At 62.0% G+C, this 21,489-nt stretch carries 20 protein-coding genes and 1 tRNA gene; 12 read left to right on the forward strand and 9 right to left on the reverse strand.

Translation table 11 applies throughout. The annotated features are described in order from the left end of the window. Positions 1–68: 68 nt before the first annotated feature. Positions 69–842, forward strand: a complete 774-nt coding sequence (locus CIB54_RS03565) for an iron-containing redox enzyme family protein (RefSeq protein WP_194733330.1) — start codon at positions 69–71, stop codon at positions 840–842. A 20-nt stretch (positions 843–862) separates the two neighbouring features. Here the strand turns inward: CIB54_RS03565 and CIB54_RS03570 are convergent, their stop codons facing one another. Both CIB54_RS03570 and lldD read right to left on the reverse strand, forming a co-directional pair. Then, complete coding sequence (locus CIB54_RS03570) at positions 863–1,789, reverse strand: GGDEF domain-containing protein (RefSeq protein WP_065950209.1); 927 nt, start codon at positions 1,787–1,789, stop codon at positions 863–865. Between the two features lie 306 nt (positions 1,790–2,095). Next, a complete protein-coding gene (gene lldD, locus CIB54_RS03575) occupies positions 2,096–3,232 on the reverse strand; it encodes an FMN-dependent L-lactate dehydrogenase LldD (RefSeq protein WP_101218613.1) in 1,137 nt (378 codons plus the stop codon). A 100-nt stretch (positions 3,233–3,332) separates the two neighbouring features. Between lldD and CIB54_RS03580 the strand changes: the two genes are divergently transcribed. Both CIB54_RS03580 and CIB54_RS03585 read left to right on the forward strand, forming a co-directional pair. Continuing rightward, positions 3,333–4,235 (forward strand): LysR family transcriptional regulator, encoded by a 903-nt coding sequence (locus CIB54_RS03580; RefSeq protein ID WP_065950207.1) that lies wholly within the window; start codon positions 3,333–3,335, stop codon positions 4,233–4,235. A gap of 54 nt (positions 4,236–4,289) precedes the next feature. Next, a tRNA-Asn gene (locus CIB54_RS03585) sits at positions 4,290–4,365 on the forward strand. A gap of 336 nt (positions 4,366–4,701) precedes the next feature. On the opposite strand, the gene CIB54_RS03590 is transcribed toward CIB54_RS03585, so the two are convergent. Beyond that, complete coding sequence (locus tag CIB54_RS03590; protein WP_101218615.1) at positions 4,702–5,343, reverse strand: TetR/AcrR family transcriptional regulator; 642 nt, start codon at positions 5,341–5,343, stop codon at positions 4,702–4,704. 121 nt (positions 5,344–5,464) lie between these two features. Between CIB54_RS03590 and CIB54_RS03595 the strand changes: the two genes are divergently transcribed. Then, complete coding sequence (locus CIB54_RS03595) at positions 5,465–6,682, forward strand: MFS transporter (protein ID WP_101218617.1); 1,218 nt, start codon at positions 5,465–5,467, stop codon at positions 6,680–6,682. A 1-nt stretch (position 6,683) separates the two neighbouring features. Here CIB54_RS03595 and CIB54_RS03600 read toward each other — a convergent pair whose 3' ends face one another. Further along, positions 6,684–7,124, reverse strand: coding sequence for a hotdog fold domain-containing protein (locus CIB54_RS03600; RefSeq protein WP_065950204.1), 441 nt, complete (start codon positions 7,122–7,124; stop codon positions 6,684–6,686). A gap of 135 nt (positions 7,125–7,259) precedes the next feature. On the opposite strand from CIB54_RS03600, the gene CIB54_RS03605 reads away from it, so the two are divergent. The 4 genes from CIB54_RS03605 (at position 7,260) to CIB54_RS03620 (ending at position 10,845) form a co-directional block, all read left to right on the forward strand. Continuing rightward, positions 7,260–7,904, forward strand: coding sequence for a TetR/AcrR family transcriptional regulator (locus CIB54_RS03605; RefSeq protein WP_101218619.1), 645 nt, complete (start codon positions 7,260–7,262; stop codon positions 7,902–7,904). 52 nt (positions 7,905–7,956) lie between these two features. Further along, positions 7,957–9,168 carry a YeeE/YedE family protein gene (locus tag CIB54_RS03610; protein WP_101218621.1) on the forward strand — a complete coding sequence of 404 codons (1,212 nt, stop codon included), beginning with the start codon at positions 7,957–7,959 and terminating at the stop codon, positions 9,166–9,168. A gap of 134 nt (positions 9,169–9,302) precedes the next feature. Next, a complete protein-coding gene (locus CIB54_RS03615) occupies positions 9,303–9,845 on the forward strand; it encodes a cysteine hydrolase family protein (protein ID WP_101218623.1) in 543 nt (180 codons plus the stop codon). A 4-nt stretch (positions 9,846–9,849) separates the two neighbouring features. Continuing rightward, complete coding sequence (locus tag CIB54_RS03620) at positions 9,850–10,845, forward strand: GlxA family transcriptional regulator (RefSeq protein WP_065950200.1); 996 nt, start codon at positions 9,850–9,852, stop codon at positions 10,843–10,845. Here the strand turns inward: CIB54_RS03620 and CIB54_RS03625 are convergent. From CIB54_RS03625 to CIB54_RS03655, 5 genes are all read right to left on the reverse strand, one after another. After that, entirely contained in the window at positions 10,817–10,987 is a 171-nt protein-coding gene (locus CIB54_RS03625) for a DUF2986 domain-containing protein (RefSeq protein ID WP_065950199.1), read from the reverse strand. The genes CIB54_RS03620 and CIB54_RS03625 overlap by 29 nt on opposite strands. A gap of 86 nt (positions 10,988–11,073) precedes the next feature. Then, positions 11,074–12,102: an alpha/beta hydrolase family protein gene (locus CIB54_RS03630; protein ID WP_101218625.1), complete on the reverse strand. Its 1,029-nt coding sequence runs from the start codon at positions 12,100–12,102 to the stop codon at positions 11,074–11,076. Positions 12,103–12,220: 118 nt separating this feature from the next. Next, positions 12,221–12,832: an LbetaH domain-containing protein gene (locus CIB54_RS03635; protein WP_101218627.1), complete on the reverse strand. Its 612-nt coding sequence runs from the start codon at positions 12,830–12,832 to the stop codon at positions 12,221–12,223. Positions 12,833–13,500: 668 nt separating this feature from the next. Further along, a complete protein-coding gene (gene gudD, locus CIB54_RS03650; RefSeq protein ID WP_101218631.1) occupies positions 13,501–14,826 on the reverse strand; it encodes a glucarate dehydratase in 1,326 nt (441 codons plus the stop codon). Positions 14,827–14,845: 19 nt separating this feature from the next. Beyond that, complete coding sequence (locus CIB54_RS03655) at positions 14,846–16,207, reverse strand: MFS transporter (RefSeq protein ID WP_101218633.1); 1,362 nt, start codon at positions 16,205–16,207, stop codon at positions 14,846–14,848. Positions 16,208–16,535: 328 nt separating this feature from the next. Here CIB54_RS03655 and CIB54_RS03660 point away from each other — a divergent pair, with 328 nt between their 5' ends. From CIB54_RS03660 to CIB54_RS03675, 4 genes are all read left to right on the forward strand, one after another. Further along, entirely contained in the window at positions 16,536–17,246 is a 711-nt protein-coding gene (locus CIB54_RS03660; RefSeq protein WP_101218635.1) for a FadR/GntR family transcriptional regulator, read from the forward strand. A 13-nt stretch (positions 17,247–17,259) separates the two neighbouring features. After that, entirely contained in the window at positions 17,260–17,955 is a 696-nt protein-coding gene (locus CIB54_RS03665; protein WP_101218637.1) for a tRNA (adenine(22)-N(1))-methyltransferase, read from the forward strand. Between the two features lie 261 nt (positions 17,956–18,216). Next, positions 18,217–20,274 (forward strand): methyl-accepting chemotaxis protein, encoded by a 2,058-nt coding sequence (locus CIB54_RS03670; RefSeq protein ID WP_101218639.1) that lies wholly within the window; start codon positions 18,217–18,219, stop codon positions 20,272–20,274. Positions 20,275–20,341: 67 nt separating this feature from the next. Next, positions 20,342–20,968, forward strand: a complete 627-nt coding sequence (locus CIB54_RS03675) for a glutathione S-transferase family protein (protein ID WP_101218641.1) — start codon at positions 20,342–20,344, stop codon at positions 20,966–20,968. Positions 20,969–21,489 lie beyond the last annotated feature (521 nt).

The following is a 21,489-nucleotide window of genomic DNA, read 5'->3' on the forward strand; positions in this document are numbered from 1 at the left end:
CGGTCTGTACATCACACTTAAAAAGGAGCCCTACAGTGATCGACACATTCAACAGAACCGGCCCGCTTATGGAAGCCTCGAGTTACCCCGCCTGGGCCCAGCAACTGATCCAGGACTGTAGCGAGAGCAAGCGTCGAGTTGTCGAACACGAACTGTACCACCGCATGCGCGATAACACGCTCAGCGCCAGGACCATGCGCCACTACCTGATCGGCGGCTGGCCTGTGGTGGAGCAGTTTGCCTTGTACATGGCGCAGAACCTCACCAAGACCAAATTTGCCCGTCATCCTGGGGAGGACATGGCGCGACGCTGGCTGATGCGCAATATTCGCGTTGAATTGAACCATGCCGATTATTGGGTGAATTGGGCGCGTGCCCATGGTGTCAGTCTCGACGACCTGCAGGCCCAGGACGTGCCACCGGAGTTGCACGCACTGAGTCATTGGTGCTGGCACACCAGCTCGTCTGATTCATTGATCGTCGCGATTGCCGCCACCAACTACGCCATCGAGGGCGCGACAGGGGAGTGGTCCGCCGTGGTCTGTTCCACCGGCGTGTATGCCGCTGCCTTCCCCGAGGAAGAGCGCAAGCGTGCGATGAAATGGCTGAAGATGCACGCCCAGTATGATGACGCACACCCTTGGGAAGCGCTGGAAATCATCTGTACCCTCGCCGGCACGAACCCGAGCAGGCCCCTGCAGGTAGAGTTGCGCCAGGCCGTGTGCAAGAGCTACGACTACATGTATCTGTTCCTGGAAAGTTGCATGCAACTGGAACAAGAGAAAGAAAAGGCCCCCGCGCTCGTGCGTGAGCGCCAGGCCCGAGTCGCCAGCGAGGCGTGATGCACAGGCAATGGCGGGGGTTACCCCGCCATTGCCAGGCGATTACGGCCTTCGCGCTTGGCCACGTACAAGGCATTGTCGGCTCGGCGCAGCAGGCTTTCAGCCGACTCAGCCGCCAGTAACGTCGAGCAGCCGAGGCTTACCGTCAATTCGATTCGCGTCCCTTCTACCCAGTAGTCCTGGGCTTGCGCCGCCTGGCGCAGGCGCTCGCCGACCATCCGCGCCGCATCGCGGCCGGTGTTGGACAGCAGGATCAGAAATTCTTCGCCGCCAAACCGAAACACCATGTCCACGTTGCGCAGCTGGCCTTTGATCGCCGCCGCCACGGCGCGCAATACGCTGTCGCCGGCGGTATGGCCATGGGTGTCATTGATGCGCTTGAAGTGATCGATGTCCAGCATCAACAGGGACAGCGGGTGCATGTGCCGCCGCGCCATGTCGATTTCCCGTTGCAGTGTCTGGTCCATGGCGATCCGGTTGCCGGTTTCGGTCAACGGGTCGCGCAGGGCGCTGCGGGTGGCGGCGCGGTAGAGCAGGGCGTTACGCATCGGATACAGCAGGGCTGCCAGCAGGGATTCGAGTTGGCCCAGTTCCTCTTCCGTAAAGCGCTGGTTGCGGCGGAACACCAACTCGCCCAGGTGCTCGCCGTCATGGCTCAAGGTGTAGCTCATCGAATGATGGCCGCGATGGCCGAACTCCAGGCGCAGGTCACTGGTGACGTGGCGATATTGCAAGGCATCGAGCGGCACCAGGCGTTGGATTTCGCGAAAGAACAGGCCAAGGATGCGTTCCGGCTCGAGGCTGGTTTGCAATTGCTGGTTAAGTTGCTGGCGAAGCTGGCCAAGGGTGGCGGGGCGAGGTGAACGGAGGGCGGGCTGACCAAATCCCAGGCGTTGCAATTTGGCACTGTCAAAGTCAATTGCGTTGGTCTGGGTGGGTGTTTTCATAGGTGAACGGCCTCTAAGCACATGACTGTCTTACAGGCGGATGAGAGTGGCAAGTGCCAGGCGTCTTACTGCTCCTTCAGTTCCGTAAAACAGTAAGGATCAGTTTAAACCGCTTTACGCCGGGTTATAAGGCCGGGGCACTGCCACACGTCTTGTCATCGCTTGACCTGCTTGAAGGGTGTTAGAGCGAGATTCGTGCCAAATCGTTTTATTTAATAAATAGCGATATGAATCAATTGACTGCCTCGACTCGAAAAACAGTCGACAGCGCGTGGCGTCATTTATCTGGCTGGGGCAGTTGAAGGATTACGTAGCGACCAGCGTGGAACCGTCAATTTGTTCGATCGACGTGACACCGGTCAGCGTCATCGCCACGCGCATTTCCTTGGCAAAGATATCCAGCAGGTTTTCCACACCGTTCTGCCCGTCGGCGGCCAATGCGTACACGCTGGCGCGCCCGAGCAGGCAGGCCTTGGCCCCCAGGGCAAGCATGCGCACCACGTCGAGCCCGGAACGAATGCCGGAATCCACCAGCACGGTGAGGTCATCGCCGACGGCCTCGGCAATGGGCGGCAACGCCTTGGCGGTAGACAACACGCCATCCAGCTGGCGGCCACCATGGTTGGAGACCACGATGCCGTCGGCACCGAAGCTCATGGCATCCTTGGCATCCTGTGGGTCGAGGATGCCCTTGATGATCATCGGCCCCTTCCAGAAGTCGCGAATCCACTCCAGGTCTTTCCAACTGATCGAGGGATCGAAGTTATTGGCCAGCCAGCCTATGTAGTCCTCCAGATGGGTGGGTTTGCCCAGGTACCTGGAAATATTGCCCAGGTCATGGGGACGGCCCATCAACCCCACATCGAACGCCCATTGCGGCTTGGTCATGGCTTGCAGCATCCGCCGTTGCGCCGCATACGGGCCGGACATGCCGGAGTGGGCATCACGATAACGCGCGCCCGGGGTCGGCATATCGACGGTAAACACCAGTGTCGTCACGCCCGCCGCCTGCGCGCGCTCCAGCGCATTGCGCATGAAGCCGCGATCCTTGAGCACATACAACTGGAACCATATCGACTGCGGGCTTTGCGAGGCGACTTCTTCAATCGAGCACACCGACACCGTCGACAAACAGAAGGGCACCCCCTTGTTCGCTGCAGCCTTGGCTGCTTGCACTTCACCGCGCCGTGCATACATGCCCGTCAAGCCGACCGGGCTGAGGATGACCGGCATGGCCTGCTCCTGGCCGAACAACGAGGTTTTCAGGCTCAGGTTATCGACATTGCGCAAGATGCGCTGGCGCAGGCTTATCTCGGCCAGGTCCGAACTGTTGGCCCGCAGCGTGTGCTCGGCGTAAGCGCCGCCATCGATATAGTCGAATAGAAAGCGCGGCAACCTGCGCTTGGCGGCAGCGCGGTAATCGGATGCGGACGAAATGATCATGTAGAGGGGCTCCACTCGGCGAAGCGCTCTACGATAAGCAAAATTCTGGCATGATAAAAACAACTTTTATCGCTGCAATCGAGTCGCAAAAGGAATACTGATGAATCTGCGAACACTGCGGGCGTTTGTCGAAGTGGTGCGTCAGGGCGGTTTTTCCCAGGCGGCTGAAGTGGTGTCCCTGACCCAGTCCACGGTCAGCAAAGCGGTCAAGACGCTGGAGGAGGAACTGGGCACCCCATTGCTTGATCGTCTCGGCCACAGGAACGAACTCACTGCCGCTGGCGAAATTGCCTACCGGCGTGCCTTGGTTATGCTTGCTGAGCGCAACGACCTGATAGCCGAGATCAACGACCTGCGCGGCCTCAAGCGCGGCGTGCTGCGCATCGGCCTGCCGCCGGTGGGTTGCGGCGTATTGTTTGCCGCAATGTTTGCCACCTACCGCACGCGTTACCCCGACATCGACATCGAACTCACCGAGTACGGCAGCAAAAAACTGCGCGAATGCCTGGAAGCGGGGGAGGTCGACCTGGCGGCCCTGCTGCTGCCCGTCGACGAGTGTTTCGACTACCAGCCCGTGCGCAACGAACCGCTGATCGCCGTGCTGCCCATCAACCACCCGCTGGCGCGCCGCGAACGCATCGACTTCATTGACCTGGCGGACTCTGCGTTCATCCTGTTCGAAGCGGGTTTCGCCCTCAACGCGAAAATCCTCGCCGCCTGCGAACGCAAGGGCGTTGTGCCAAAGGTAACGGCACGTAGTGGGCAGATCGATTTTATCGTCGACCTGGTCGCCGCCGGCCTGGGCGTGGCCTTCCTGCCGCGGATGCTGGCGCACAAGCACCAGCATGCTGGCATTGCCCTGATCCCCCTGGACGAACCTCACACCGACTGGCACATCGCCCTGGCTTGGCGTGCCAGTGCCCACCTGCCACCGGCAGCCCGGGCGTGGCTGGAGCTGGCCGGGGAGCAGGCGGTTTCGACCGGCCAGCCTGTTCAGTCGTGACAAATGTCAGAGGAGGCTTGACTTCTTCTTTTTAATCAGTAACATACGGCGCATTCCGCGATAGCTCAGTTGGTAGAGCAAATGACTGTTAATCATTGGGTCCCTGGTTCGAGTCCAGGTCGTGGAGCCAGATAGAGAAAAGCCTGCAGCGATGCAGGCTTTTTTTTGCGTGGGATTTGCCCCGTCAACCAAAGTACACAGCGACAATCATTAATTTGATCCAGTGCAGAGTCATGCGGCCCTCACTTACCCCTGCCATCAGTCTCGACGATTGCCTCTTCGAGCGGCCCCAATCGCCATGAAGACACAGCCTGGTATCCAAAAACCAGGGTTTGCGGTGCCCAAGCCTACTGCGACTAGCGCCACGCCTACTGCGAACATGATGCGTTCTCCATAACCGAAATATCCACTGACGGCTGAGCTGAATCAGCATTGCCCTTTATAACCGGATACCCGCTGGGTTTCCCTATGACGCAACGTTGCGATGGGGCGGGACAGTCGCGGCGGCGATATCCCAAGTCTGCATGATCTGGCCGATGGCTGCATCGATAACGGCGTGAGGAACGTTGTCCCGCGCCTGGATCGACAGCCCTTGCAGGAAACTGTCAAACACCGTCGCCATCGACGCGGCGTCAAGGGTGTCCGGCAGGGATCCGCCGCTGATTGCGCGTTCAACGCACGCCACAATCCCGGCCCGCGTGCGTGCCCGTGACTGGGTCAGCGCATCCGCCACGCGGGCATTCTCGGGGCTCGGCGCGCTCATCACACCGAGTGTCACCATGCAGCCCTTGGGGTGGGCGTTGTCACACTGCATGCGCGCCGACTGGCGCAATGCAGTCTCGATGGCCTGGCGCGGTGGCAGGGTTTCGTCCCAAAGGCACTCGGTGACCTGGGCGTAGGTCGCCAGGTAACGCTGCACGCACTCATCGAACAGCGCTTGCTTGGAACCGAATGCCGCGTAAAAACTCGGTGCGGAGATGCCGCCCCCCAGGCCGTCCTTGAGCTGGGCGAGCGACGTGGCGTCGTAGCCGTGTTGCCAAAACAGGTGCATGGCCTGTTCCACGGCCTGTTCACGGTCGAAGGTACGGGGCCGGCCCATTTGTGCCATAGCGAGAGTCCTCTGAATACCTATATAAATACTAGTCGATACATAAGTCGTTGACAACGACTGTGCTCGCCTGCAACATTTGTATCGATCAGTATTTAAGTTCGCCCAAGGAGTTTCCCTCGTGACCCCCTCACTCAGTTTATCGGCGTCATCCGAACGTCTGCCCATCGGCGCCTTGCTCGCCCTGGCCATGACCGGCTTTATCTGCATCGTCACTGAAACACTGCCCGCCGGGCTGTTGCCGTTGATCAGCAAGGGCCTGGCGATTTCACCGTCGATGGCCGGGCAAATGGTCACCGCCTATGCGCTGGGCTCGGTGTTGGCGGTGATCCCGATGACCATCGCCACCCGTGGCTGGCGCCGACGCAATGTGCTGTTGCTGACCATCGTCGGCTTCCTCCTGTTCAATTCGATTACGGCGCTGTCGTCCCACTATGGCGTCACGCTGGTCGCGCGCTTTTTTGCCGGTGTGGCGGCAGGGTTGGCCTGGAGCCTACTGGCCGGTTATGCACGGCGCATGGTCGCGCCCGGGCAACAGGGTAAAGCGCTGGCATTGGCGATGGTGGGGACGCCGATTGCGCTGTCCCTGGGGGTGCCGCTGGGTACCTGGCTCGGCGGGTTGCTGGGCTGGCGGACCACCTTTGGCCTGATGTCGGCGCTGACGCTGGGATTGATCGTGTGGGTACTGGTGAAAGTCCCGGATTACCCGCCGCAGCCCGCGCACCAGCGTCTCTCCCTCGTCAAGGTGTTGACCACCCCCGGAGTACGCCCGGTGCTGGCCGTGGTCATCAGTTGGATGCTTGCCCATAACATTCTGTACACCTACATCGCGCCATTCCTGGCACCGGCCGGGCTGGCGCAGCGGGTGGATCTGGTGCTGCTGGTGTTCGGTATCGCCGCGTTGGCGGGTATCTGGCTGACGGCCAGACTGGTCGAGCCGATGCTGCGCAAGACGGTATTGGTGAGCCTGGCGACCTTCGCGGCAATCAGTGGCGTGTTCGGTTTTCTAGGCAACCAGCCGCCGGTGATCTACCTCGGGGTGGCGGTCTGGGGGTTGAGTTTCGGCGGTGCCGCCACCTTGCTGCAAACCGCCCTGGCCGATGCCGCAGGTGAGGGTGCGGATGTCGCGCTGTCACTGAATGTCGTGGCGTGGAACAGCGCGATTGCCGGCAGCGGGGTGGTGGGGGGCGTACTGCTTGACCGTTGGGGTGTGGCCTCGTTTGCCTGGGTAATGCTGTTGTTGGCGGGCGTGGCGCTGGTGATCGCGTGGTCGGCGCATGCCCATGGCTTCAAGCCGGGACGGCGGTCTGCCCATGGGCCTGCGGCGGTGGGGCACTGAGTTAAGCGAGTTTCACATTCATGGTGATGTGGGCCGTGAACACTTTGACGTCGCCCTCATCAAATACGTCCACCGGCACAACTTTGTCCCCGGCCGTTTGCCAGTCGATGGCACTGCCATCGGCGACCGCGCGGATGTCTGTTTTTGCCTTGGCCAGGTATTGCACGGTCATGCCTTTGGGAATCCAGCGGGCGCCGGGGGGAATGGACGCGTCGGTCATCATCCCGCCGGCCAGTTCGGCGGCGTTGCACAACGCAATCGCGTGCACCGAAGCCAGATGATTGGTGATTTCCTTGCGAAACGGCACGTTGACCACCGCGTGGTTGGGGCGCAACTCAGCGATCTCGGGCGTGATCGTGCTGAAGTACGGTGCCATTTGGCAGGCCAGGTTGCTGAACGCGGCAGGGCCTACGCTGTTGAACATGCTGAGTGCTTGGCTCATTGGGTGTCCTCATGATGGGTTTACAGAATAATATTCTGTAACGGAACAATATTCCGTAAATTCCCTGCGTGTCAAGCCAGGCTTTCTCTGCCGCCCGCAGAACCTATAGACTCTGTTCATTTGGCGTCCCTGTGCATGCATTCCATCGACCTTATCGAGCGCACCTTCCCGGGCCGGCGCAGCGACCTCAAACGCACCATCCTGCGCGAGGCGCTGGCGTGTTTTAACGAGGCGGGGATTGAAGCGACGAATATCGAAACCATCCGCGCCCGCTGCGAGACCAGCGTGGGTGCCATCTACCACCACTTCGGCAATAAAGAGGGGTTGGTCGCGGCGCTTTTCTTCGCCGCGCTGGAGGACCAGGCCAGCCTGCGCGAACGTTATTTGCAAACGGCGGATACCGCCCAGGCGGGGGTGACCGCGCTGGTGTACAGCTACGTAGAATGGGTGACTGAACAACCGGACTGGGCGCGTTTCGTATTCCAGAGCCGCTTCGCCGTGTCCAATGGCCCGTTCAGTGACGAGCTGGTTTCACGCAATAAACAACGTAACCAGCAGTTGAAGGATTGGCTGAGTGGGGCAGGGCGCAAGGAGCATTTCAGCCACTTGCCCGCCGAACTGATCCCTTCGCTGATCATTGGCGCGGCAGAAAGCTACTCGCGTGCGTGGTTGTCGGCGAAGGTCAGGAAGAGCCCCTGGGAGTACCGTGAACTGCTGGCTGAGGCCGCGTGGAGCTCAATCAACCTACGCGAGAGCCAGGCGGGCAACGTCAGCGCCTGACCGCCATCCCGCCGGGTTTATACTGGCCACCTTCAAACACGTCGAGATTCCCATGAGCACCTCTGTTTCCCTGACGCCGGCACGCAAGCCGGTCGCGCCCTTGGTGGCCTTTATCATCCTGGTGGCAGGCGCCCTGTTCCTGCAAAGCGCGGTGGGCATGCGCCAGGTCTGGTTGCTGATCGTCGGCGCCGCATTGGGCCTGACGCTGTACCACGCAGCCTTCGGTTTCACCTCGGCCTGGCGTGTGTTTATCAAGGATCGGCGCGGCGCCGGGTTGCGCGCGCAGATGGTGATGCTGGCGGTGGCGGTGGTGCTGTTTTTCCCGGCGCTGGGCGCGGGGACCCTGTTCGGCCAGCCGGTGGTCGGGCTGGTGGCGCCGGCCGGAGTGTCGGTGGTCTTCGGCGCGTTTATCTTCGGCATCGGCATGCAGCTGGGCGGCGGTTGCGCGTCGGGCACCCTGTTCACCGTAGGCGGCGGCAATGCGCGCATGCTGGTGACCCTGTTGTTCTTTATCTGCGGTTCGTTGATTGCCACCCATCACGTCGACTGGTGGTTTGCCTTGCCGTCGTTCCCGCCGGTTTCAATCGTCAAAAGTTTCGGTGTACTGCCGGCGTTGCTCCTGAGCCTGGCGGTGTTCGCATTCATTGCGTGGGTGACTGTGCGTCTGGAGAAGGGACGTCATGGCGGGCTTGAGGCTGGCGTGACCAGTGAACACCGGGGGGCGCGTCGCTTCCTGCGTGGGCCTTGGCCGTTGGTGTGGGGGGCGATAGGCCTGGCCTTGCTCAACTATGCCACGCTGGCGCTGGCCGGGCGGCCGTGGGGCATTACGTCAGCGTTTGCGCTGTGGGGCGCCAAGGTGGCGAGTGGGCTGGGTGTAGACGTAGCCAGTTGGGCGTTCTGGCAGATGCCGGCCAACGCCAAGGCCCTGGCCGCACCGGTTTGGGAAGACATCACCAGCGTCATGGACATCGGCATCGTGCTTGGCGCGTTGTTGGCCGCAGGCCTTGCCGGGCGATTTGCGCCGAGCTTGAAGATACCGGCGCGTTCGTTGATCGCGGCGGTCATTGGTGGCCTGTTGCTCGGTTATGGTTCGCGCCTGGCGTATGGCTGCAACATCGGCGCCTACTTCAGCGGCATCGCCTCGGGTAGCCTGCACGGCTGGCTGTGGCTGGTGGCTGCGTTTATCGGCAATAGCGTGGGCGTGCGGCTGCGACCGTTGTTCTTCGCTGGCGAACGGCCTCAAGTGGCCTTGAGCGGTTGCTGAACGAGCGGCTCAAGGTTTGCCTGGAATGTCCGAATCGGTCCTTAGCCAGTCCGCCTTGCGCCTGTTGCGAACCTGTTGAGGGCTTTACCATGGTTTGCAGTATCGGCCCCTAATTCACGCCTAAAGGACCTACCATGAGCCGCAAAGCCCTGATCGTAATCGACGCCCAGCATTCATTTCGGCATGCACCCTACTGGTCCGAAAACGACCTGCCAATTTACCTGGAAAACCAGCAGGCCCTGATCGATGGCTGCGTTCAACAAGGTATCCCGGTGGTGCAGGTGTTTCATGTGGAGGACCAAGACCACTTTTCGCTGGCATCAGGTAACGTCAGGGTATTGAGCGAGCTTTCAATCGATCCGCAGTTGGTCATCCATAAGTACTACCACAGCGCCTTCGCCGGTACGCCGCTGGCCGCGCGTCTCCTCGAGATGGGCGTCAACAGATTGATCATCAGTGGTATTCGGACCGAACAGTGCTGCGAGACCACTACGCGACAGGCCTCGGACAGCGGGTTCAGCGTCGATTTCGTCAGTGAGGCCACGCTGACGTTCCCGATGACCCACGCCCGCAGCGGCCGCGTGTACACCCCGGCAGAGATTCGCGAGCGTACGGAGCTGGTGCTGGAGGGTCGGTTTGCGCGCATCGTCACCGTCGCCCAGGCATTGGCGGGGTGACTCGATGAGCGTGCCGGTGCTGTTCGTGTTGTTGCCCAATGTGCTGATGCTGGATCTGGCCGGGCCTGCCGAAGTGCTGCGCCTGGCCGCGCAGATGGATGATCCGGCGGCGGTGGATTTCGCGCTGCAATACGTCAGCCCGGTGCCGTCCCTGCACACCTCCATCGGCTTGCCGTTAACGGGCCTGGCACCTTTGCCGGCCAGCCTGGCGCCCGGCACCCTGGTGGTGTTGGTGGGCTCGAGCATGAAGGTAGACAAGGCCGGCCAGCGCGCCTTCGAATCCGCCAGCGACAGCCTGGTGCAGTGGCTGCAAACGGTGTTTGCGCCCTCTGCCGAGCATTTGATTTGCGTGTGCGCCGGCGCGCTGACGGCCGCCCGCGCCGGGCTGCTTGACGGACGCCAGTGCACCACGCACCACGCGTTGTGCGCTACCCTCCAGGCCCTGGCACCCAAGGCCCGGGTCCTGGAAAACCGGCTGTACGTCACCGATGGGCCGGTCAGTTGCAGCGCCGGGATCACCGCCGGTATCGATATGATGCTGCACCTGGTCGCCGAGCGCGCCGGGCCCCGACTGGCCTGCGCCGTCGCGCGGGATATGGTGGTGTACCTGCGCCGCAGCGGCACTGACCCGCAGTTATCGCCATGGATCACCGGACGCAATCATCTGCACCCGGCTGTCCATCGCGTACAGGACGCCATTGCCGCCGCGCCCTGTGACGCCTGGACCGTCACCCGCATGGCGAACCTGGCCTGCACCGGCAGCCGCCACCTGGCGCGCCTGTTCCACGAGCATGTCGGCATCAGCCCGCTGGATTACCTGCACCGTCTGCGCCTGGCCGTGGCCCGCGAGTTGCTGGTGGCGTCGAGCCTGGACATCGAAACCGTCGCCGAGCGCGCAGGCTTTGGTTCGGCGCGCCATCTGCGGCGTATCTGGGGCAAATATGAAGCGGGTACGCCTTCGGCGATGCGTCTTATTGAGCAGGCGTCTCGGGAGGCGTAACGGACTCTAGGTCACCCTCGGCCGCAAGCTTCAAACGGTCCGCCTTGCTGATGTATTTATCTTTGCTTTTCGGTGCGAGCTTGGCGTTGGCCTTCTTGGCTTTGGCCTTGAAAAGCTGCTGGAGTTTTTTCTGGCGGTTCATGTGCGTTGGCCTGGCAGGTAAAGGCGCGAATGATACCAGCTAAAAAACCGTGGATTGGAAGGTTTACCTGGCGAGGATGCCACCGATCAAGGTGCCAGGAACGCGCTGATCAGCGTGATCACCTGTTGCTGAATCTGCGCCCTGGACCTTCCTGCCTCGCCGTCTCGGCAAATCATGCTGTCACCGGGTACATCCTCGTCGAGTATCGCCGCCGCGCCGGGTTTGCACTGCGCCATAAAGCTGAAGTGGCTCGCATCGCTGATCTCCACGTATTGCGTGGATGCTTTCGGCAGCCGTCTGGCCAAGTCGGCAGATTCCAGCCCCACAGCCATGTCCTCCGAAGGTACGCCTCCAGCAATCACCAGCGCCGGCACGGGCAGCGCGGCCAGGCTGGCATCGGTCATGCCCCGCGACAGGCCCAGGTCCAAAGACACCACGGCGGCGACGCGCTTGTCGCTCAAGTCAGCGGCCAGTTGGGCTTTGCCATCTACAGCTCCGGTGGGGTTCATCTGCGCGTAGCCGATGCAACCGCCCAGCTTGGGATGTGCCAGGCAGTCCTGGGCGAACAGATCAGCGTCGAAACGCGCACCGGCGATTTCCAGCACCGTCCAGCCACCGAGAGAATGGCCCACTGCCGCAATCCGGTGTTGCGCCACCGCGCCAAATTGCTGCGGTCGCGCAAGCACTGCATCGATGGCGCGGCTCAGGTCTTTGGGGCGTTGCCATAACTGCGCCGCTGCGTCTGCACTACGGTCCTTGCTGGTGGTGCCTGGGTGATTCACCGCCGCCACAATATAACCCCGCTGTGCCAGCGCACTCGCCAGCCACACCTGGTTGCCCCAATTGCCGCCATAGCCGTGGGAGAGCACCACCAACGGATATTCACCACCGGCCGGCGGCGCATCGGGCACTGCCAGAGCGCCGAAGAACACCGCGTCGTCTCGGATCAACTGGGGAGCGGCCCGGACTGCCGTGGGGTACCAGACGACCATTTCCAGCGCGCGCTGGTTGCGTGCGTCGGGCAGGTTGGTGGTTTTGAAGCCGATGGGGTTGTCGTTGGCGAATGCGGGAGTGGCCAGGCCAATCAGGAGCAAGGCGGCGAGGGTGGTTTTCACTGTTTTTTATCGTCCTTGAAGTGAGAGGCGCAGCATGATCTGAAACAGGCCGTTTGGGTAGCGCGCAAGTGGCGTGATCCCTGTTCCGCGCCCACATGGTAGATCGTGCTGGCGCTGCTTAGTCGTAGGCGAACTGATCAATCAACCCCAAACGCGGAATACGGCTGTTGGACTGCAACAGTGCGCCGGGAGCTATAACGGCGTTTGCGCCAATTTTGCAGCCATCGCCCACCAGGGCGCCGAATTTGTTCACGCCCGTCTCAATGACCTGATCGGCATAGCGGATCCTGATATCCGCCCCATCCAGTTCGTTGCGATAGTTGGCGATGATCGCTCCCGCCTCGATATTGACGCCTTCGCCGATCACCGAATCGCCGACGAAGTTGAAATGCGCCAGCTTGCTTGCCCCAAGCATGAAGCTGCTTTTCAGTTCGCAGCTTGGGCCCACGATGCACTGTTTGCCCAGATAAACGCCGCCACGCAGGTAGGCGCCTGCGGCGACGAACGAGCCTTCGCCGATGATGATCGGCCCTTTCAGCACGGCGCCTTCTTCGACGGTGGCGCTTTCATGGATGGCGCAGTTTCCGTGACGGCGGTAGCCTGCGCCGAGGCGTGAAAGCAACGCCAGGACGTGGTTTTCGCAGTCCTGAGTCACCCGCCAGGCGGCGATAGGGCCCAGGTCAAGCGAGGGCCATTGCGCAATGAATGTGCTGATCTCAGGGAGCTTCATGGAGAATTTTTCCAGTGAGTGAGAGGGCGGTAGGCGCCGCGCGGCGGGCTCAGGCCATATCTTATAATGGTCGGCCCCGGATTTGGCCAAGGGCGCGCAAGCCGCGATGTGGGAGGGGGCTTGCCCCCGATGGCAGCCTCAGGGCCGACCAGGATGTTGGATCAGACTGAGTACCTATCCATTATTCAGGTAACGGCCACTTAGGGTTCCGCCCTGACGGCGGCTTACTTTGGAAAAGCGCAACAGTAAGCAAAACGCTCTTGCCCCACCACTCGGCACCTCGCTCATGCTCGGTGTGCCCTCACTCCGGCTTGAATCCGTGGGCCGCCGCCACGCGCCATCCATGGCGCGGGGCGGCTAACCCGGCGTCCTGCCGGGTTACCCACGGATGCAAGCCTGCGTTCGGCCAGCGTGGTTTAACGGGGCGCCTGAGATCAAAAGCAGATCAAGATCAAGAGCGACTCGCTGCGCATCGTGGTTAGCGGGTTAGCGTTGGGCGCTACTACGTTGTTCGATCGTTCCCACGCTCTGCGTAGGAATGCCGCCCTGGACGCTATGCGTCCGCTGTTGAGGTCGTGACGCAGAGCGTCACAGGCTGCATTACCACGCGGAGCGTGGGAACGATCGATGAGCATGAACGACCACGCTCGCTCCTGCGTAAAGCCGTCTCACCGCACCAGGCAAGGCTGCTTGTTGTTGAAGCGCCATCCCGGCATCAGGAACTGCATCGCCACGCTGTCATCCCGCGCGCCCAACCCCATGCCTTTGTACAGTTCGTGGGCCTTGGCCACGGCGTCCATGTCGATATCCACCCCCAGGCCAGGCCTGGCCGGGACCTTCACGTAGCCGCCTTCAATTTTCAGCGGCTCCCGGGTCAGGCGTTGGCCGTCCTGCCAGATCCAGTGGGTGTCGATGGCGGTGATCTCGCCCGGCGCGGCCGCCGCCACCTGGGTGAACATGGCCAGGGATATATCGAAGTGGTTGTTGGAGTGCGAGCCCCAGGTCAGGCCCCATTCATGGCACATTTGCGCCACGCGCACCGAGCCTTGCATGGTCCAGAAGTGCGGGTCGGCGAGGGGAATGTCCACCGATTGCAACTGGATCGCATGGCCCATTTCGCGCCAGTCGGTGGCGATCATGTTGGTGGCGGTTTTAAGGCCGGTGGCGCGGCGGAATTCGGCCATGACTTCGCGGCCCGAATAGCCGTTTTCCGCGCCGCAGGGGTCTTCGGCGTAGGCGAGAACATGATGCTGGTCGCGGCACAGGCGGATGGCTTCCTTGAGTGACCAGGCGCCGTTCGGGTCGAGGGTGATGCGCGCCTCCGGGAAGCGCTCGGCCAGGGCGGTGACCGCTTCGATTTCGGCATCGCCACTCAATACGCCGCCCTTGAGCTTGAAGTCGTTGAAACCGTATCGGGCCTTGGCGGCTTCGGCCAGGCGTACCACCGCGTCGGCAGTCAGGGCTTTCTCATGACGCAGGCGCAACCAGTCATCATCGGCATCTGCCTCGTTGCGGTAGGCCAGGTCCGTGGCGGTGCGGTCACCGACGTAGAACAGATAGCCGAGCATCTTCACCGCATCGCGTTGCTGGCCCTCGCCGAGCAGAGCGGCCACCGGCACCTCGAGGAACTGACCGAGCAAATCCAGGAGCGCCGCCTCCATCGCGGTAACGGCGTGAATGGTGATCCGCAGGTCAAAGGTTTGCAGCCCGCGGCCGGCCGCGTCCCGAGAGGCAAAGGTGCTGCGCATCTGGTTGAGGATGCGTTGGTACTGACCGATCGGCTGGCCGATCACCAGGCTGCGCGCGTCTTCCAGGGTTTCCCGGATGCGCTCGCCGCCGGGCACTTCACCCACGCCGGTGTTGCCGCTGCTGTCCTTGATGATCACGATATTGCGCGTGAAGTAAGGGCCGTGGGCGCCGCTTAAGTTCAGCAGCATGCTGTCGTGACCGGCGACCGGGATGACGTGCAAGTGAGTGATGACGGGAGTATTCATGGCAAGGTCCTTAATACGCTCAAAGAGGTTTGCTGATGGCGTTGGCGGTGGGCGCAATGCTGGGCGACGTCAGCCCGGCGCAAGGTGAGGTCCTGGCGAAAAACACCAGGATGGCCGCGAGCACCGAGGTGCCGGCCAGGCCGTAGAGCCCGCCCTGGATCGAGCCGGTGGTTTGCTCCAGAAAGCCAAAGGTGGTCGGCGCGACAAAGCCGCCCAGGTTGCCGATGGAATTTATCAATGCGATCACTGCAGCGGCGATGCGCACGTCCAGGTAGCCCTGGGGGATCGGCCAGAACAACGAAGACGCGGATTTGAAACCGATGGCCGCAAAGCAGATCGCCACGAACGCGAAGATCGGCCCGCCCGTGGTGGACATGAACATCCCGGCCGCTGCGATCAACAAGGCTGCCGCAACCCAGGCCTGCTGGAACTTGAACTTGCCTGACAGCGCTGCGAAGGCGTACATGGCGATGATCGAGATCAACCAGGGAATCGAGTTGAAGAAGCCGACTTGTATATCACTCAGGTCGCCCATCTTCTTGATGATGCTCGGCAGCCAGAACGTCGCTGCATAAATCGTCAGTTGGATGCAGAAATACAACACGCAGAACAGCAGGATCTGACGATCCTTGAGCAGCTTGCCGAGGGTCGGTTTGACCGTGGTCAGGGCTTCGCGGTCACGCTGTTCCTGATCGATGGCCTCAACCAGCGCGTCCTGTTCTTCGCGGCTCAGCCACTTGGCGTCATGGGGTTTGGAGTCCAGCCAGAACCACACAAAGAAGCCCAGCGCCACCGAGGCCAGGCCTTCAATGGCGAACATCCATTGCCAGCCGTGCAAGCCGAAACCTTCGATCTGTAACAGCGCACCCGACAGCGGGCCCGAGATCAATGACGCCACCGCAGAACCGCTGAGGAAGATCGCGATGGCCTTGCCGCGCTCAACCCCGGGCAACCAGCGCGTGAAGTAGTAGATCACCCCGGGAAAGAAGCCCGCTTCAGCCACACCCAGCAAAAAACGCAGGATGTAGAAGTGGGTTTCGTTCTGGATGAACGCCATCAGCGTGGCGACGATGCCCCAGGTGAACATGATGCGGGTCAGCCAGATGCGCGCGCCAACCTTTTGCAGCAGCATGTTGGACGGTACTTCAAAGATCGCGTAGCCGATGAAGAACAGGCCGGCGCCGAAGCCATAGGCCGCCGCGCCGATGCCCAGGTCGTGCTCCATGTGCGTACGCACGAAGCCGATATTGACCCGGTCGATGTAGTTGAGGATGAACATGACCACGAACAGTGGGAGCACATGGCCCTTCACTTTGCTCACGGCGCGGGTGAGCACCGAATCGGTTTCTGGTGCAGCGGATGCACGACTGGAATGGTTCACGATGGAAAACGCCCCCTGATTTGTTTTTATGCGGGTTGTGGGTTTTGTTAACAGACATCATACAAGTTGTTTTTTATAAATCGCAATGCGGTGCAGTGTGTATTTCTTCTCATAAGCGCGCTTTTGGGGTGATGATTTTGGTTATTTGCCAGCGTTATAAGGGCTTGCGTGTCAGCGAAGTCCTGTCTGGTTCGCAGGAGGGGGAGAGCGTAATGCCGGTCTATCAGGTTGGTTGTCATACAAGTTGGTCGCCTCGTCAATCAACTCGGCGCCGTCCGTCTGCAGGATGTTAAGCTCCCCTCAGCCCAACCCCGTGGACCCGTTAGCGATGCCCATTGAAAACGCACCCCCTGTGCGCAGACGCTCCACCAACCTGGCCCAAGGCGTGGTCGACGCGCTGACCCAGCGCATTCTGCTCGGCCAGCTCAAGCCGGGCGAAAAACTGCCGTCCGAATCCACCATCGTGCTTGAGCATGGCGTGAGCCGCACGGTGGTACGCGAAGCCCTCTCCAAGCTGCAGGCGTCGGGGTTGGTGGAGACGCGCCACGGCATCGGCACGTTCGTGCTGGAGCAACACGCCCGGCAGGGCCTGCGCCTGCACGTCGACACCGTCGCCAGCGTGCGCAACATGCTGGAACTGCGCCTGGGTCTGGAAGTGCAGGCGGTGGCGTTGGCCGCGTTGCGCCGTACCGACGCGCAACTGGCCCACATGCGCCAGGCGCTGGACGACTATCAGGCTTCCCTGGCCAACAACGACAGTTGTGTGGAAGAGGACAAGCGCTTTCACCAACTCATCGCCGAGGCTACCGGCAACACGTTTTTCAGTGAAATCATGCAGCACCTGGGCAGCGCAATGATCCCTCGCACCCAGGTCAAGGCTGACGAACGCGGCGGGGCGGATTTTGCCAAGCTGGGTCAACTGGCGAGCCTGGAGCATGAGGCGATCTTCAATGCGCTCAAGCGTCAGGACCCGGATGCCGCGCGGGCGGCAATGGTGCTGCATTTGACCAATAGCCGGGATCGATTCTCCGGCGAATGAAAAGGAACCCGCGTTGAACCCACACACATTGTCCATGCGCCTGGAGCGCGTGGCGGCGCACGTACCGGCCGGCGCGCGCCTGGCCGATATCGGCTCGGACCATGGTTACTTGCCGGTGGCGCTGATGCGTCGTGGCGTAATTGCCAGCGCGGTGGCAGGGGAGGCCGCGACCACGCCTTTTCATGCGGCCCGGCGCACCGTGCGCGACAACGGCCTTGAAGCGCACATCAGCGTGCGCCTGGCCGACGGTCTGGCGGCCATCGAGCCCGGCGACGCCATCACGGCCCTCAGTCTGTGCGGCATGGGCGGCGAGACCATTCGTGACATTCTCGACAGCGGCAAGGCGCAGTTGAATGGCCAGGAGCGCCTGATCCTGCAACCCAATGGCGGCGAGTATCCGTTGCGCCACTGGTTGATGCACAACGGCTACCGAATCGTGCGCGAAGAGCTGCTGCACGAGCATCGCTTCTACTACGAAATCATCGTCGCCGAACGCACCGGGCCTGTGTCCTACACCGAAAAACAGCTGTATTTCGGGCCGCTGCATTTGCTGGAGCGCAGTCCGGCGTTCGTGGCGAAGTGGCAGCGCTTGTTGCACCAGAAACAAAAGACCCTGGCCAGTTTCGAGAAAGCCAGGCAGTCGGTGCCGGAAGAAAAAATCCATGGGATCGCCCGGCATATTCAGTGGATCACTCAACTGTTGACCTGAAGACCGCCCGGGATCGTCAACGCTCGACCCTTCTCGCATCGGGCCGTGTCCCTGGCGGTGACAGGCGCGTGCCCGGTAATGAGTGCTTTCGCCCCATTTTCGCGCACCGATCAAAGGTTTCTTAGCGCCATGGCACGTGTCGTCACGCTTGTATCCCACGGCCCAGATCTTGCTTGAGCCAGAATAATCAATGACATGGCATTTTGCCGTTAGTCATTCCCGGCTGTGAAGTATGGGGTTGTTCAGGGGAGTTTGTAAGGCATGCAAAGATTTTTATCACCCGGTATCCGTCTGCTCGGGCGGTTCGGTTTCGCGCGTAAGTTCCAGGTGCTGTTCTTACTGTTCATGCTGCCGCTCGCCGGCAGCCTGTGGATGATCGGCCAGGACTACCACGACAAACTCGCGGTGATTACCAGCGAACAGTCCGGCGTGCACCAACTGTTGGCGCTGGACCCGCTCGATGTGCAACTGAGCGCCCAGCGCAACCTGGCCGCCCGCTGGAAAGCCCTGGATATTCTGCATACCCCGACCCCTGCCGCTCAGGCCGCGATGGCCAGGGTGGATGCAGGCAGTCCGCTGATTCAGCAAGGCCTGCAAACCCTGGGGGACGCACTCAAAACCCATCACGCCAGCGCCGCTACCCAGGCGCGCTTCGACACGCTGCAGGCCGCGGTCAAGGGCATGGACACCCCGGCCCTGCGCACCGTCGGCTGGTGGCCGGATGGCTATGACCGTTTCACCGCCGCGCTGACCGCGATGCAGTCGCTGCGCGAACAGATTACCCTGGACACCGGCCTGATCCTCGATCCCTGGCTGGAAACCTATCTGCTGATGCAGATTTCCAGCCAGCACGCACCGGACCTGATCGAGCGTATCGGCCGCACGGCCAGCGTCGGCCAATCCTCGATTGCCTCGGGCCAGTTCACCCTGCAAAGCCGCTTGCAGATGCGTGACCTGCGCGGCCGCATCGGCGATGCGCGGGACCAACTGGTCAAGGCCGCCACCGCGCTGAAGGCCAAGCAATACCCCGGCCTTGAGCCCTGGACCGAACAATACGACGCCAGCCTGCAACGCCTGGACAGCGAACTCAAAACCCTGGACGACGGCGTGTTCGGCGGCACCATCAAGCTCGACAGTGCTGCGTTCGATCAAAGTGTCGACGCCATGCTCTCGGCGCTGGGCGCGCTGCGCAGCCAATCGCTGCATTCGCTCGATGCACGCTTGAGTTATTACCGTGAGCGATCGTTGCAGCACTTCATTCCCGTGGCGGCAACGTTCAGCCTGCTGGCGCTGGCGGCGCTGTACCTGTTCATCTGCCTGCAAGCCTCGATCCGTCGCAGCGCCAGTGGCATCACCACGCTCGCCGAGTCCCTGCGTGACGGTAACCTGCGCGTCGAAGTGGCGGTGCAGGGGCGCGACGAACTCGCTGCCATCAGCACGGCGCTCAACGTTGCTGTGGTGCAACTGCGCACCAGCCTGCTCGGGGTCAATCATGAAACCGAGCAATTGGGCGCCACCGTGCTTACCCTCAGCGCGCAATCGGGCAGTACCCTCACCGACGTCGAAGACCAGCGGCACCAGATCAGCCAGATCGCTGCGGCCGCCACCCAACTGGCTGCCACCTCCCTGGGCGTTGCCAAAAGCTGCGAGCAGGCTGCCGACAGCGCCCGGCACACCCGCCGTATCGCCGAAGACAGCAGCCGCGACAGCCAGCGCACCACGGCCAGTATCCAGCAACTCAACCAGCGCCTGTCCGACACCGCCAATGCCTTGGAACAGGTCAGCCAACAAGGCCAGCAGATTCAATCGGTGGTCGATACCATTCGTGGCATTGCCGAACAGACCAATCTGCTGGCCCTTAACGCCGCCATCGAAGCCGCCCGCGCCGGCGAGCAAGGCCGCGGGTTTGCAGTGGTCGCCGATGAGGTGCGCAGCCTGTCGCAACGCACCCAGGCGTCCACTGCGCAGATCGCCGGCACGGTGGACAGCCTGCGCGCCACGGTCAGCCAGGCCGTCAGCCTGATGGGCGCCGCGTGCGAGCAGGCGCTCACCGATGCCGAATCCGTCACCGGCCTGGGCACGCGCCTGGGGGAAATTGCCGGTGCCGTGCAGCACGTCACCGACACCTTGGCGCACATCGCCGCCGCCGTGGAGGAGCAGGCTGCGACGGCGGACGAAGTGAGCGGCAATATCCAGCAGGTCGACCAGGCTGCCGGACGTCTGCTCGACGGCGCGCGGGCGGTCAATCAGGCTGCCGACAGCCTGAGCCAGGGCAGCCGGGCGTTGAGCGACAACACGGCGCGGTTTCGACTGGGATGAAGCGAATTCAGGGCACTCCATCGCCGTCGTGTAGTCTTCTCCTTAACCCCAACGGAGCTGTGCCCCTATGATTACCGTTCACCACCTCAACAACTCCCGCTCCCAGCGCATCCTCTGGATTCTGGAAGAACTGGGCCTGCCTTACCAAATCAAGCGCTACCAACGCGACCCGAAAACCAACCTCGCGCCAGCCGAGCTCAAGGCGATTCATCCCTTGGGCAAATCGCCGGTGATCGAGGACGGGCCCCGCGTACTGATCGAATCGGCTGCCATTATCGACTACCTGATCCGCCGCCACGGCCAGGGCCGACTGCAACCCGATCCGGCCAGCGCCACCTACGACAACTACGTGCAATGGCTGCATTTTGCCGAAGGCTCGGCCATGCTGCCGCTGATGCTCAACCTCTACGTCGGGCGCCTGGGTGAAGCTGGCGCACCGCTTCACCCGCGCATTGAATCGGAGCTGGCCAATTACCTCGGCTACCTCAATGAGGTACTCGGGCAAACGCCGTACCTGGTGGGTGACGAACTGTCCGGCGCGGACATCCAGATGAGCTTTATCGGCGAAATCGCCAAGGCCCAGGGCAAGTTGCAGGCGTATCCGAACCTTGCGGCGTGGGTGGACAAGCTCCAGCAGCGACCGGCTTATCGCAAGGCGGTAGAGCAGGGCGGCGAGTACGCGTTTGCTAAATGAACGTGCGTGAATGAACTGTTGAAGACTGGATGCAGATTCAGTGTGGGAGGGGGCTTGCTGCCGATGGCGGCCTGTCAACCAACGGTTACCCATCTGCTACACCTCGGTCCACATGTGGGAGGGGGCTTGCCCCCGATGGCGGTCTCCCAACCGACAGCTACCCACTGACACGCCTCGGCCCAATGTGGGAGGGGGCTTGCCCCCCCATGGCGGCCTCCCAACCGACAGCTACCCACTGACACGCCTCGGCCCAATGTGGGAGGGGGCTTGCCCCCGATGGCGGTCTCCCAGCCGACAGCTACCCAACTGACACGCCTCGGTTCAATGTGGGAGGGGGCTTGCCCCCGATGGCGGCCTCCCAGCCGACAGCTACCCAACTGACACGCCTCGGTTCAATGTGGGAGGGGGCTTGCCCCCGATGGCGGCCTCCCAGCCGACAGCTACCCAACTGACACGCCTCGGTTCAATGTGGGAGGGGGCTTGCCCCCGATGGCGGCCTCTGGGCCGACCAGGATGTTGGA

It is taken from the genome of Pseudomonas fluorescens (assembly GCF_002837185.1).
Lineage (GTDB): Bacteria > Pseudomonadota > Gammaproteobacteria > Pseudomonadales > Pseudomonadaceae > Aquipseudomonas > Aquipseudomonas fluorescens_AM.